9 protein-coding genes and 1 other annotated feature are annotated in these 14633 nt (G+C 47.4%); all 9 genes read right to left on the bottom strand.

Annotated features, from left to right (window positions below):
- Positions 1-30: 30 nt before the first annotated feature.
- The 9 genes from ACIFSR_RS13170 to cobA all read right to left on the bottom strand — a co-directional run bounded on the left by ACIFSR_RS13170 (position 31) and on the right by cobA (position 14629).
- The gene (locus tag ACIFSR_RS13170; RefSeq protein WP_430057733.1) at positions 31-1452 is read right to left on the bottom strand and encodes an SPOR domain-containing protein; all 1422 of its coding nucleotides are present in this window, start codon (positions 1450-1452) and stop codon (positions 31-33) included.
- 954 nt (positions 1453-2406) lie between these two features.
- Positions 2407-3801 (bottom strand): UDP-N-acetylmuramate--L-alanine ligase, encoded by a 1395-nt coding sequence (murC, locus tag ACIFSR_RS13165; RefSeq protein WP_339207856.1) that lies wholly within the window; start codon positions 3799-3801, stop codon positions 2407-2409.
- Positions 3802-3808: 7 nt separating this feature from the next.
- A complete protein-coding gene (locus tag ACIFSR_RS13160; RefSeq protein WP_430057732.1) occupies positions 3809-5194 on the bottom strand; it encodes a bifunctional folylpolyglutamate synthase/dihydrofolate synthase in 1386 nt (461 codons plus the stop codon).
- 29 nt (positions 5195-5223) lie between these two features.
- On the bottom strand, positions 5224-7866 hold the full coding sequence (locus ACIFSR_RS13155; RefSeq protein ID WP_076271664.1) for a valine--tRNA ligase: 2643 nt from the start codon (positions 7864-7866) through the stop codon (positions 5224-5226).
- Between the two features lie 56 nt (positions 7867-7922).
- Positions 7923-8163 (bottom strand) — a binding site (T-box leader).
- A 119-nt stretch (positions 8164-8282) separates the two neighbouring features.
- A complete protein-coding gene (locus ACIFSR_RS13150) occupies positions 8283-9575 on the bottom strand; it encodes a LysM peptidoglycan-binding domain-containing protein (protein WP_430057730.1) in 1293 nt (430 codons plus the stop codon).
- 89 nt (positions 9576-9664) lie between these two features.
- A complete protein-coding gene (locus tag ACIFSR_RS13145) occupies positions 9665-10666 on the bottom strand; it encodes an RluA family pseudouridine synthase (RefSeq protein ID WP_430057728.1) in 1002 nt (333 codons plus the stop codon).
- A gap of 86 nt (positions 10667-10752) precedes the next feature.
- Positions 10753-12054 carry a glutamate-1-semialdehyde 2,1-aminomutase gene (gene hemL, locus ACIFSR_RS13140; RefSeq protein WP_076271661.1) on the bottom strand — a complete coding sequence of 434 codons (1302 nt, stop codon included), beginning with the start codon at positions 12052-12054 and terminating at the stop codon, positions 10753-10755.
- 4 nt (positions 12055-12058) lie between these two features.
- Positions 12059-13057 (bottom strand): porphobilinogen synthase, encoded by a 999-nt coding sequence (gene hemB / locus ACIFSR_RS13135; protein ID WP_339207848.1) that lies wholly within the window; start codon positions 13055-13057, stop codon positions 12059-12061.
- 3 nt (positions 13058-13060) lie between these two features.
- Positions 13061-14629: a uroporphyrinogen-III C-methyltransferase gene (gene cobA / locus ACIFSR_RS13130; protein ID WP_430057726.1), complete on the bottom strand. Its 1569-nt coding sequence runs from the start codon at positions 14627-14629 to the stop codon at positions 13061-13063.
- Between the last annotated feature and the right edge of the window lie 4 nt (positions 14630-14633).

Raw genomic sequence — 14633 nt, 5'->3', positions numbered from 1 at the left:
TAAGACTATTATACGCATGAACCTATTCGTTTACAATGCGCTGATCTTCTCAAACCATTCTTTTTGCGTAATGATCACTTTCATAACTTCCGCTTGTGTCTTCCACAATTGTGCTTGAGAAGGCTTTTTATCGTACTCTGCCATCGTCTTTGCTGCCGCATTCATCGCTTGATTGATTTTATCCAAATATGCCTTACCTTCCGCATCTACTATACCTATTCGCAGCGTTTCCGCGTTTTCTGTCCATGTTAGATGCTCGGCTTTCCACGAATTTGCTGCAACATCGCCAAGCGGCGATAAGGTCGGCTGTTCCAGCTGGGCTAATGTTAATTCATCCAACATTTGGACGACTACAGCCGTTTGATCGAAGAAAGATTGTGCTGCTTTTTGATCGCCTTTAAACGGTATTTTTCCTGGATTTACTATATTTACTTCTTTGATATAAAGATCGATTTCCGGCATCATATTCTTAATAACCTGAGCTCCTTTTCGATCTGTACCCATGCCTACATATACGCGATAATCAGCAGCACTTGTCATAGCAGCACCAGCAAGCCCTTTCTCGGCCAATTGCGCCATTGCGGCATCCCTGCCCTCTGTATTGCTAAACACGCCAAATTGCAGCAAATAATAAGAACGATCCAGCCCCTTAAGTGCAGCCATCGCAGTATTCGGATCTGGTTTTGCTGCAGGGTCATTTTTATTTTCAACTCCCGCTTCCTTGCTTTCCTCACCTACACCTGCAACCGGTTCTTTGCCTGTTCCTTCTTGGACAGAATCACCAATCACAGGTACTGAGTCAGGCTTATTGCCAGTTCCTCCCGGCCAAATGCTTGCCCCCGTAAACAATGACAACAATAAATAACCAAACAGCGCTCCAGTAGCAAGCGCAGCCGTCACTGACAAAAATACATTAAACCATGATGGCGCTCCCGCCTTACGTTTCGCTCGCGCATAATTCACTCTTTTTATACTGATTTCGTCATCAACGAACTCTTCCTCATACGCTTGAATCGGCTCCTGCATATATTCCCTATCTGAATACCTTTCCTCATGTGTCTGTAGAACCTCAGGCTGCTCATAGGGATCATCAATAATAGTTGGTTTTATCGTTTTTTTCTTCTCTTTTGGAGGATTGGGCTGAGCCTGTTTTGGAGTGGATACTGGCTTCGAATCAGCATCTCTAATAAGCTGCTCCAATGCGCTAATATCCTCTTGGAACGGACTGTTCCATGGACTCACTTCGCTGACGGAATGCTTCTCTGTAGATGGATATAGAGGAACAACTTTCTTGGAAATCATTTTATTCGCATTATTATTAGAGTTGTTGGGTAATGCTGCTTTATGATCGAGAGCCTCTTGTTGATTATCATTGCTGCGGCTTTCTTCGTTAACGGACTGTCCATTCCCATTACGGTCAAAACGATAAGTAATACGGTTTTTCTGAGTCATTTCATCCACTCCTTGTCCCTTTCATCTAGTATTAATCTATGAGACATTTGAGAGATTTAGACCCATGCCCTTAGAGGGTTGTCTACCAAGCCTTCAAAGGTTTTAAATTAAAGAGATTACAATTCATACTTCAATTTCAAATCTAAAGAGATTACAATTCATACTTCAATTTCAAAATTAAAGATTAAATAATTTTCGAACCCACCCAAACCCTCCCTTCCAAGGGAGGGCCCCAAGGGTTGCACCCTCTGGACACCCGCAACTCAACTAACGTACAACCACATCCGGCGTCCAACAGTTCATGCGGCGTTGGAGCGCTTTGTCCCTCCGGGACCCGCTGGAAGCTTCTACAAACCTTGCTGCGTCCTCTAAGACTCGCAATTGGACTAAAAAAAGCTTGGAACTGGCGTATATAAGCACATGTCACTTGGAGAGAGCTTCGTCCCTACTTGGACCCGCTGGAAGCTTCTACAAACCTTGCAGTAACCCCTAAAACTAGCAATTGGACTAACAAAAGTCTGTCCCGCTGGGACACGCTCGGCGCTTCTTAAAACTTTGATGCGTATTCTGAGACCCGTAAACGGATTATTAAGGGTCCGTAAATTTTGATTGTAGATTATGAGGTTTAGTGCACTCCGTCCCGTTGGAAGGCTGTGGAGGCTTCTTAAAGCAGAGGCTATTGGGGTTGTTGGATTATGAGGATATTTAGCTAGTGCTAGTTTAAGTGGGTTGATGAGATCAGTGAATGAGTGAGTGAGGTAAAGAGTGAGAGGTTTATTAGGTAGTGAGTACAAGCCATTGAATTGGGGGACAGTGAGTTGGGCTAGTGGGATTTACCTACATCGAGTATTGAAGTTAATTTTATGTGGGCTTATTTAGGGCCTTTTTACGAAAAGTCCCGTGCTTATACAAAATGCCCGGTGATTCCGATATGGAATCCCGGGCATTAGCTGCTTATTGGTTTGATTTTAACGATTTCGCTAACGAATCCGCTACCTTCCAAATGTCGCCTGCTCCCATGGTGATAACAAGATCGCCTGGTGCGACCCTCTCAGTCAAGTATGCAAGCACTTCTTCTTTGGTTGGAATATACTCGGAGTTCGCGTTGCTGTTGCTTTTGATCAGCTCTACCAGCTTGCGGGATGTTACTCCTTCGATTTGCAGTTCGCCTGCCGGCGAGTAGATGTCGGTAATAATTACCTCATCGGCCTCTGGGAATGCGCGGCTGAATTGCTCGAATAAGAAAAACGTCCGCGTATAACGCTGTGGTTGAAACACGGCAATAATACGCTTACCTGTTGCTTTTGCAGCGCTGATTGTCGCTCTGATCTCCGTTGGATGATGCGCATAGTCATCAATGACCAAAATATCATTAACTTCCCCAAGCACCTGGAAGCGGCGTTTCGCGCCTCTAAATGATTGAATCGCAACAGCAATTTTGTCAAAGGACAAGCCTGCTTCGAGACAAGTAATAACAGTAGCCATTGCATTGTACACATTATGAAGGCCTGGAACAGACAGCTCCACATCTCCAAGCAATGCCCCTTTATGCGTCATTGTAAAGGTTACCTTCCGGTCTCCAAGTACAACATTTTGAGCTTTATAGTCTGCATCGCCGTCAATGCCATAAGTCACTAGCTGCGATGAGTTCATATTGCCTTGATATACTTGCGGTATCAATTCGTTAACCGTCTCGTCATCCGCGCATACAATCGCCTTGCCGTCCGCTTTCACCTGCTGCAAAAACTGCACATAAGCAGCCTTCAGCTTGCCGAAATCGCCATCATAATTTTCAAGATGATCCGGCTCAATATTCGTCACGATAGCAAGCGTAGGGTGATAATGAAGGAATGAACCATCACTCTCGTCCGCTTCTGCTACGACGTATTCACCTTTGCCCGCTTTTGCGTTTGTACCTACATTAACGATTTCGCCACCGATAATATAGGTTGGATCCGCACCGCAAGATTCCATAACAAGCGCGATCATTGAAGAGGTCGTCGTCTTGCCATGTGCGCCGGCTACTGCGATTCCTTTGCCTGCGTTCATCAATCTAGCCAGCATTTGCGATCGATGCAAAACTGGGATGTTGAGCTCTTCAGCTGCTTTCCGTTCAACATTATCTTTGGAAAGTGCCGTAGAGTATACGACCAAGTCCGCTCCATTCACATGCTCGGGCTGATGACCGATATAAATGCTGGCACCATTTGCTGCAAGCTTCTCTGTTAATTCTTGACGTGCGACATCGGACCCGGTCACCTTATAGCCCATTTCCAGCATAACGCGGGCAATGGCACTCATTCCGTAACCGCCGATTCCGATGAAATGAACGTGTTCTGCCGTATTCAAAGACGGTTCACCAACCTTTTTCAGAATCCGAGTCATACAAAATGCGGGAGCGAACGTCAGCAATTAAATATAGCGTGCCTGTCACGACTCCAAGGTCTGTTTCCCCGGTTAACTGTTGTAGTTTTTGTAATGCTGCTTGCCAGTTTGATTCCACTACAAGCTCGAAAGCGTACTGATCTGGCTGTTGCTGACGCATTTCACGTACCAAATCAGCCAAAGCAGAGGCATCTTTTTTCATTCGATAGTCAGGCTCGGTCACAATAAGCGTATCCACTATTGGTAGTATATGCTTAAGAACATCCTGATGATTCTTATTCTCCAGCATACCCATCATAAGATGTAACCGATCATATTTGTAAGTGTTTTTTAAAGCGTCCACGAGTGACTCTGCACCTTCAGGATTATGTGCGCCATCGACCAAAATACGAGGCTGATCAGAAACCATCTCAAGTCGTCCCGGCCACGCGGCCTTTTGAAGCCCTTCCGCCAGTACATCATCTTCGATGACCAGTGCATTATATTGGCGAAGTATCTCAAGCGTCATGACAGCAACCGCTGCATTCGTCCGTTGATGGGCACCATTTAGCGTGATTGTCAACGGCTCGATGCTGCGGAATAGATTGTCGAAACGGAAAGTTTGCTCATTCTCGCGAACCGAGATTGCCGTTTCATGGAACTGTTCACCTAACAAATAAAGCGTGCTTTTTTTGCCTTCAGCTGCTTGCTTAATAACCTCAATTGCCTCTGGCTGAGTAACCGCACTAATAACCGGTATTCCTGCTTTAATAATGCCAGCTTTTTCACTCGCAACTGCAGCAATCGTATCACCGAGTTTATCCATATGGTCATGGCCAATATTCGTAATGACGGAAACAACCGGTTGAACGATATTCGTCACATCAAGCCTGCCGCCAAGTCCAGTCTCCCACACGACATAATCGGGATAAGTGACCTTCGCATAAAAAAGAATAGCCAGCGCTGTTGATACTTCAAACATCGTAGGCGAGCCTAGTTCTGTCTGAGCAAGCTCATCAACATGAGGTTTTAGCTCGTTGGCAAGTCTAAGCAGCGTCTCTTCTTCGATATCGATACCGTTATATTGAAAACGATTCGTAAACTTCGTTATATATGGCGATGTAAATGTGCCTACATCATATCCGCCGCGCAGCAAAACGCTCGTCAAATATGCACAAGTAGACCCTTTCCCATTTGTCCCGGCAATGTGGATAAACTTTAATCTGCGATGCGGATTATCCAGCCGTTCCATCAATTCCTCGATCCGATCAAGACCTGGACGAATACCGAATGGAATTAGCCCAGTAATCCAATCTACCGCTTCCCGGTAGGATTGAAGCGGCCCTGCAGGCCGCTGCTCTATTTGTTGTTCTGCCATACTAATCTTCCTTCTTCCGTTTTGCAGCGTTATCCGCGCAATTCCGCAATTCTAGCTAGTACCTTGTCGCGTTTGTCTGCATAATCGTTCATTTTGGCGCGTTCTTCATCGATAACCTTAGCTGGCGCTTTTGCCACAAAGCCTTCATTGCTGAGCTTCTTCTCAATCCGCTCTACCTCGGTATTCAAATGCTGATGTTCCTTCTCTAAACGAGCAATCTCCTGAGCAATATCGATTAAGCCGGCAAGCGGCAAATAAATCTCAGCACCAGTTAAAATCGCAGTCATTGCTTTGTCCGGCGCACTAATGTGCAGGCCAGTCTCCAAACTTGACGTACCGCAGAAACGTTTAATAAATTCTTCGTTGCGGGACATAATAGCAGCTTCAGCCTCGCTAGCAGGCTTAATTAGCATTTCAATCTTTTTGCTCATCGGAACATTTACTTCTGCTCGGATATTGCGCACTGAACGGATCATCTCCATCAGGAGCTCCATCTCTTTCACAGCGTCCGGCGCTTCAAGCGCAGTATCATAAACCGGCCATTCTGCCAAAGTGATCGTATCGCCAACATGAGGCAGATGCTGCCAAATCTCTTCGCTGATATATGGCATGAACGGGTGAATAAGACGCTGCGTACGGTCTAGCACATAAGCAAGTACCGATTGCGTAGCTTTTTTAGCTGCTTCATCCGTGCTGTAAAGGCTAAGCTTAGCGAATTCAATGTACCAGTCGCAAAGATCGTCCCAAATGAAATTATACAATAGACGTCCAGTTTCACCGAACTCGTAGCTGTCAATTAATCGAGTTACATCACGAACCGTTTCATTCAGGCGATGCAAGATCCAGCGATCCGCTGTTCCGAGGTTAACAGTGATATCAATATCAGCTGCTTCAACCCCTTCAAGATTCATCAGCGCGAAGCGTGATGCATTCCAAATCTTGTTCGCAAAGTTGCGCGATTGCTCAACCTTCTCCCAGCGGAAACGCAAATCCTGACCTGGCGTGCTGCTTGTCGAGATCATATAACGCATAGCATCTGCACCATATTTCTCGATAACCTCAAGCGGATCGACACCATTGCCCTTCGACTTGGACATCTTTTGTCCTTCGGAGTCACGAACAAGTCCGTGCATCAGCACATCCTTGAACGGAGATTGCTCTGTAAACTCAAGAGCTGTGAAGATCATTCGGGATACCCAGAAATAAATGATGTCATAACCCGTTACGAGTACATCCGTTGGGTAATAACGTTTCAGGTCATTCGTTTCATCCGGCCAGCCTAGTGTAGAGAACGGCCATAATGCGGAGCTGAACCACGTATCAAGCACGTCATTATCTTGGGTAAGGTGATCGCCCTCCATATTCTCACGAGAGACATGTGTTTCACCTGTCGTCTCATCATACCAAGCCGGTATGCGGTGACCCCACCATAGCTGCCTAGAAATACACCAATCGCGTACGTTCTCGATCCAGTGCAAATATATTTTCTCGAATCTCTCAGGTACGAAGTTGACACCTTTGCCCGCCTTTTGAGCTGCGATTGCAGCTTCAGCTAGAGGTTTCATTGCAACGAACCATTGTGTAGACAAATAGGGCTCAACAACGGCGCCGCTGCGCTCACTGTGACCAACTTGATGCACATGATCTTCGATTTCCACGCATACACCTTGCTCCTGCAAATCCTTAACGAGCTGCTTGCGGCAATCCGCACGGTCGAGACCTTGATAAGGACCAGCTTCAGCGTTCATAGTACCTGTCTCATCCATCACAATGATCTGCGGCAGACTGTGGCGCTCGCCAACTTCAAAGTCATTTGGATCATGTGCAGGCGTAATTTTTACGGCACCTGAACCAAATTCCTTATCGACGTACTCATCTGCAATAATCGGAATTTCGCGCCCAACGACTGGAAGCACGATCATTTGCCCAATCAAGTGCTTGTAACGATCATCCTCTGGATGAACCGCTACAGCTGTATCGCCGAGCATCGTCTCTGGACGTGTCGTTGCAACCGTTATAAAGCCTGAACCGTCCTTAAGCGGGTATTTCAAGTGATACAAATGACCATTGATTTCCTTGTGCTCTACCTCAATATCTGAAAGAGCTGTGCGAGCAGCAGGGTCCCAGTTAATGATTTTTTTGCCGCGATAGATCAAGCCCTTATCATACAGCTTAACAAAAACCTCGCGTACAGCCTTGGAGAGGCCTTCATCCAAAGTGAACCGCTCTCTCGAATAATCGAGGGAAAGTCCCATCTTCGACCATTGATCGCGAATCGTACTTGCGTACTCATCCTTCCACTCCCATACTTTCTCTAGGAATGCTTCACGACCTAGGTCGTAGCGCGATATTCCTTGCTCACGCAGCTTCTGCTCAACTCTTGTTTGCGTCGCGATGCCCGCATGGTCAGTTCCTGGCACCCACAGCGTGTCGAAACCTTGCATACGCTTCGTTCTAATTAAAATATCTTGTAGGGTAAAATCTAACGCATGCCCGATATGCAGCATTCCGGTAACGTTAGGAGGCGGAATAACAATCGTATACGTCTGTGCATCCGGTCGTTTGCCTGCCTCGAAAAATTTTCCCTGCATCCAGTAATCGTACCATTTCTGCTCAGCTGCCTTAGGATCATAAGTTGTCGGCATTGCAGTTGTCGTTTGATTTTCTGACATTCGTCCATCCTCCATAAATCGATCTACAAAAACAAAAAAAACCTGCCGCCCTTATCATAAAGGACGAAAGGTTAAGCTTCCGTGGTACCACCTTTGTTCCACGCGAAATGTATCCGCATGGCACTCAAACAGATAACGGCTGCGGCCGGCCTGACTTCGGTAGAGCACAGGTTGCTCCTACTTGGCTCAGGCAACTCCGGGGCGACTCGTAGCAGTCACTTCCTGCAGAACCTCTCAGCGTAACGGTTCCACTCTCTGAAGGCTTTGCTGCCTACTATTCCCCATCAATGTCGTTATAACACATATATACTTTTATCATACCTTTGTTGCTGAGCTGAGTCAACCTCGGCAGAAGCAAGAAATGCCCCTATCGCTCAAATTAATGAGCAATAGGGGCATTTTCGTTACAGAAGCCTCTATGGAATGTATAACAGCTGTCCTTCCGACACACTTGAGTCGTCCAATCGGTTATACATTACAATTTCCCTCGGATTCATGCTATAGCGTGTAGCGATGACATCAAGCGTCTCGTCCCGCTGCACAATACACATCCGAATTTTCTTAAATTCCTTATCTTCCGAGCGTTTGCCCAGAAATAAGTTTTTCCACTCAATCTCATCGCCGGAAGCCTGTACTCTAGCTTCCTCATCTGCCCGTTGCTGAGCGACTACCTGTTCTGCCGCCTGACGTGCTGCTTGTTCACGCCGACTCGTCTGAAGCAGCGTGAGAATGCCGACATCTCCTGCCAAACCAGAACCCTCTTGCGGCTGCTTGTTTGTAATTGCGATACGCGGCTCCTGCTTTTCCTGCTCTGGAACAGGACTCTGCTGCTGCGGGAACGCCTCTGCTACTGGAGCTATTTGAGCTATTGGAGCATCGATTTGTACCGGCTCTTCACGTTCCTCCGCCAGTACTTGCTCGCTTGCTGCTTCAACTAGTGGAATCACTGCGGAATCATTTGCAAACGGCGAGGATGTTGCTAACCAGCCCTCGTTGCTTGTTTGCTGAGAAGATAGTGAAATTTCTCTCTCATCTTCTTGGCTCTCCACATCCTCTTCCTGCGGAGCAGGAGATGCGAATAACTGCGAAGATGACCAGCCTCCACCTGAAGATGAGGAAGAGATTGTTACGGTTGCTTCCTCAGGCTCATCCGATGCATCGGCTATTTGCTCGTTTGAAATCTCCTCTTGCGCAGCAAGCTCAAGTTCTTCCGCTATGTACGATTGTTCAATAGCGGCATTTTGACCATTAAAAGCTTCCACGGCTCGTTCATCATAAACTTCCCGTTGATGAATGACAGTAAAAGGTTCTTCTCGCCAAATGTCCTCCGGCTCCTGAATAGGCTGAGCAGAAATACCACGCAAAGAAAGAACACCCGTAATGTTTAATGTGCGAGCAGACAAAAGATCGACGTCAAAATTGTCAATTTCAATCGAAATATCATCCAGCCGTGATATTCGGTTCATTGGCAGCGTTATTTCGACCGGTATCCAGTGCTCCAGCGTCAGGGAGTTTTCTGAATCAGTTTGACTCCTATATACCCCGCTAAGCAGAAGCTGCCCTCTAAGCACGGCATGGTCCCCTTGATCGATAACTTGAATACGAGGAACAAGCTCAATTTCCTCCAACTCGTCAATTGCCGCAACATCATCGGGCAAGTGGACGCGCTCATACACATCAAAACGTAATCCGTTCGTTTGATCCGACACGCCTAAATCCTCCCCTCTCATACTGAATGCTTGGTCTAACGTTACATTCACTACTTATCTATATGGTAGGTTGGGCAGGAGCATGACTATCATTTTGAACGGAACTCCATCTCTTCTGAAAGCTGCATCAGCCATTGCGGCCAAGGCGAGGCTGCTTCTATTAGCGAGTCGGTCAGAGGATGAGGAAAAACAAGCTTTTCCCCATGCAGCGCTTGATGCTTCAACTGTGCTGTGCTACCTCCATACAGACCGTCTCCAAGCAGCGGATGTCCAATATGACTTAAGTGAACCCGAATTTGATGCGTTCGTCCCGTCTCAAGCTTTACACGTATTAGTGACGATCGAGAATTTGCTGCCACAACCTCGTAATGGCTAATTGCTAGATCGCCGTTTTCTGAAACTCTGCGCCTTGCCGGGTGATGTCGATCCTTCCCTATTGGCATATTGATCGTACCCGAAAGCTTTGACATTCGGCCTTGAACGACAGCCATATATTGTCTGTCTATCGCTTTCGCTCTCATCGCCTCATCAAGCTTCCACTGGGCCAAATCATTTTTTGCATATAAAACGGGACCAGACGTATCATCATCCAGCCTGTGGATATGACGTATATTCAGCGGATCGCCTTGGCTCAAAAGATGCCATGCCGCCGCCTCATCCAGCGTTCCGCTTTGACCGGGAGATGATCCATGCACTGCCATGCCAGCTGGCTTGTCAAATACGATGCAGAAATCGTCTTCATATAACACATCTGGCATATTTAGTTTAGTATCCCTGCGCAGGTGACGATATGAAGCATCACTGCGCGGATCTACTGGCGGGAAAGCAAGCAGCTGCAGATGCTCCCCGTTCCACTGAATGCCTCCAATTGAAAACAACCGATTAATCCACTTCTGCGGAAAAAAGGAACGGGCCAGCAGCCACTGACGCACAAGGTGCGGATGACTGCCAGCCCGCGGCTGCGCAAGCTCCGGCGTTGCTGCCGGATCCTTTTCCGATTCAGGATTAATGGTATCAGAGGACGCAGCGCCAAGAGCAAGCCAGTCTAACTCCAGCCATTGTCCATTCCTCTTCATCTGACCATCAATCATATAACGTTCCTCCCAATCGTAAACGAAGCAAAAAACGTCTTCGCTTCCTTACGAGCCTCTTACCTTCATTTCAAAATACAGTGATATTACAAGCGGCTAAACGCAATATCATGCGCTTCAATTGTCGCATCTATGTCCTCATTCGTATGAACCCCGGAAACAAACATGCCTTCAAATTGTGAAGGAGCAATGCTTACACCCAAATCAAGCATCGCCGCAAAATAAGCCTTAAAGCGCTCTAGATCGGATGTTTTTGCCGTTTCGAAATTGATGACAAACGTATCCGTGAAGAACGGACAAACCATCGATCCAACACGGTTAATCGTATTTGCAATGCCATGTTTGCGCGCATTCGCTTCAAAACCAAGCTGCAGCCTAACCGCTTGACGCTCCATATGCTCATACACTTCAGGGGTTAGCAGATTCAATGTTGCATAACCTGCCGCCATCGCAAGCGGATTGCCTGATAAGGTTCCCGCTTGATAGATAGGTCCGCTCGGTGCAATCATCTCCATAAGCTCCCGTTTGCCGCCGTATGCGCCGACTGGCAATCCGCCGCCAATAACTTTGCCGAAGCAAGTAAGGTCTGGAGTAATACCGTAAAGTCCTTGCGCGCAGTTATAACCAACACGGAAGCCCGTCATTACCTCGTCAAAAATAAGAACCGTACCGTACTGCGTTGTAATGTCGCGCAATCCTTGCAAGAAACCAGGCAATGGCGGAACAACGCCCATGTTGCCAGCTACCGGTTCAACGATGACACAAGCAATTTCCTCACCGAATTTTTCGAAAGCAAGCTTTACGGATTCAATATCGTTGTATGGTACCGTAATCGTATGCGAAGCTACATGCTCCGGTACACCCGGGCTGTCAGGCAGGCCAAGCGTCGCAACGCCTGAGCCTGCTTTAATGAGCAAGCTATCCGCATGACCATGATATGAGCCTTCGAATTTCAAAATCCTGCTTCGTTTCGTATAACCGCGAGCAAGCCGAATGGCGCTCATCGTCGCTTCCGTACCGGAGTTAACCATGCGAACGATATCAACTGAAGGCACTCGCTCGCAAACAAGCTCAGCCATCAATGTTTCAAGCTCTGTTGGGGCGCCGAAGCTTGTCCCCTTCTCTGCCGTACGTTTAATCGCTTCGATCACTTCAGGATGGGCATGCCCCATAATGAGAGGGCCCCATGATGCTACATAATCGATATAGCTGTTGCCATCGATATCATAAATGCGGCTGCCTTCTCCCCGCTCCATATAGACAGGGTTCAAGCCCACTGATTTGAATGCTCTAACCGGGCTGTTTACACCGCCTGGCATTACTTTTTTTGCTCTTTCGAAAGCTTCTACTGAGCGCGCATCATTTCTAAGGTTCGATTGTTCACTCATCTGCTTACCCCTCTCCCTTCAACCAACGTGCCGCATCCTTTGCGTGGTACGTGATAATGAGATCAGCACCAGCACGCTTCATGCCTAGCAAGGTTTCTAGAACGATCGATTGCTCATCAATCCAGCCATTAGCTGCAGCGGCTTTCACCATCGAGTATTCGGCGCTCACGTTATAAGCGACAACCGGTAAATTATATTTATCCTTAAGCAGCCTCAAAATATCCAAGTAAGCTAGAGCAGGCTTGACCATTAGCATATCGGCACCCTCAGCAATATCTGACTCTGCTTCACGAAGCGCCTCGCGTACGTTAGCTGGGTCCATCTGGTATGTTTTGCGGTCGCCGAATTGTGGAGCCGAATGTGCGGCATCACGGAAAGGGCCGTAGTAAGCCGAAGAAAATTTAACAGAGTAAGACATAATCGGTACGTCACTAAAGCCAGCATCATCTAATCCTTCACGAATTGCAAGCACAAAGCCGTCCATCATATTGGAAGGTGCGATAATGTCTGCTCCTGCTTCCGCTTGCGATACAGCCGTTTGTACGAGCAGATCAAGCGAGGAGTCATTATCCACTTCCGCTATGCCTGTCTCCTCATGCAAATGTACGATGCCGCAATGACCGTGGTCGGTAAATTGGCATAAACAAGTGTCCGCGACAACAACAAGCTCCGGAGCCCACTTCTTCACTGCTTTTATCGCTTGTTGAACGATACCGTTCGCATCATAAGCCGAAGATCCCAAAGCATCTTTATATTCAGGAAGGCCGAACAGCAGCACCGATTGAATGCCGCAAGCAACCACTTCACGAATCTCTTTCTCCAAAAGATCCATCGACAGGTGGTATACACCCGGCATAGATGGAATTTCTTCTTTTATATTTACACCATGCGTAACGAAGATCGGATATATAAAATCATTTACACTCAGCACAGTTTCTCTTACCATGCTCCGAAGAGCAGACGTTTTGCGTAATCTGCGATTTCTTACTGTTGGGAAACTCATCACTTAGTATTCCTCCTCGACTAGCTTAGCAAGTTGTTTTTGCTGATAATCAACGATTGCTTTAAGCATACTATCCAGCGTTGAATCTTCTGGCTCAATAGCAACCTTCAAGCCTGCTTCTAGTGCAGTCTTCGTTGTTAGCGGGCCAATACTCGCAATGGGAATGTCCGATAATAGTTGTACTGGATCTGAAATGCCCTTGCGTCTCAATACCTCAAGCAAATTGGTCACCGTCGATGAACTAGTGAATGTAATCATGTGAATTTCTTTTTCGCGAATCCATTCGAGGGCAAGCTCATCCTGTTCATCGACAATGACCGTTTCATAAACATCGATTTCCGTTGGCACAAGTCCCATTGCCTTCAGCTCACGGGGCAATACCTCGCGTGCAAGATCTCCTCGAGGCAGCAGCACTCTCTCTCCTGCCTTCAGCTGCGGCGCCAGCTTGTCCAGCAAGCCTTCCGCATGGAACTTTACAGGCAGCTCATCAACCACTAAGCCGCGCTTTGCAAGCGCCTCAGCTGTCTTAGGACCAACTGCTGCAATTCTCGCACCAATAAATCTCCTAATATCGATATTAAATTTACGCAGCCATTCAAAAAAGTACTCCACGCCGTTTACGCTCGTAAACATTAGCCACTCATATTGTTCTGCCTGCTCCAACTGTTCCTTCAAGTTAGCTACAACAACGGGGTCCGTTGGTTCAATCGTTTCAATGACTGGAAACTCGCAAGGCTCCCCGCCAAGCGTTTCAATCTGTTCAGCTAGCTCGCTTGCCTGTGCTCTAGCTCGTGTAACTAGTATACGCAAGCCAAATAGCGGCTTGTTCTCATACCACTTCAGCTTCTCTCTCTGCAGTACAACGTCGCCTACCACAATGACGGCAGGCGGCTGAAAATTCGCTGCTTTGACAATCCCCTCAATGGTTTCCAGTGTGCCAACAATGGTACGCTGCTCAACTCTCGTTCCCCAGCGAATAAGCGCAACTGGCGTTTGCGGCGGCTTGCCATGCTTCATGAGCTGATCAGAAATATATCCTATTTTGGCGACACCCATTAGAAAAATAAGGGTTCCCGTAGCATTCGTTACTTTATCCCAATGAATGGAGCGGTCAAGCTTATCCGGACTCTCATGACCCGTAATAATGGACAAGGATGATGCCATATCACGATGTGTGACTGGAATGCCTGCGTAAGCGGGAACTGCGATTGCCGAGGTAATGCCTGGCACGATTTCGAACTCGATTCCGTTATCATAAAGAAGCTCGGCTTCTTCTCCAACTCGTCCAAAAATCGTAGGATCTCCGCCTTTCAGACGAGTAACGATCTTGCCTTCCAGCGCCAAATCGACAAGAAGCTGGTTGATTTCCTCCTGCTTCATCGTATGACGGTCTGGCAGCTTGCCGACGTAAATTCTCTCCGCTCCCGGCTTCACGTACCGGAGCAATCTCGGGCTTGCCAAGCGATCGTAAACGACAACCTCACATTCCTCCAAGCATTGCAGTCCGCGCACCGTAATCAGCTTCGGATCTCCCGGTCCGGCGCCAACTAAATATACCTTCCCCTTGTCCAAGCCC

Origin of the sequence: Paenibacillus sp. NRS-1760, assembly GCF_050467785.1 — a bacterium.
Taxonomy (GTDB): domain Bacteria; phylum Bacillota; class Bacilli; order Paenibacillales; family Paenibacillaceae; genus Pristimantibacillus.
The sequence above is the reverse complement of the archived record's forward strand: the minus strand, read 5'-3'. Positions and strand labels throughout refer to the sequence as shown.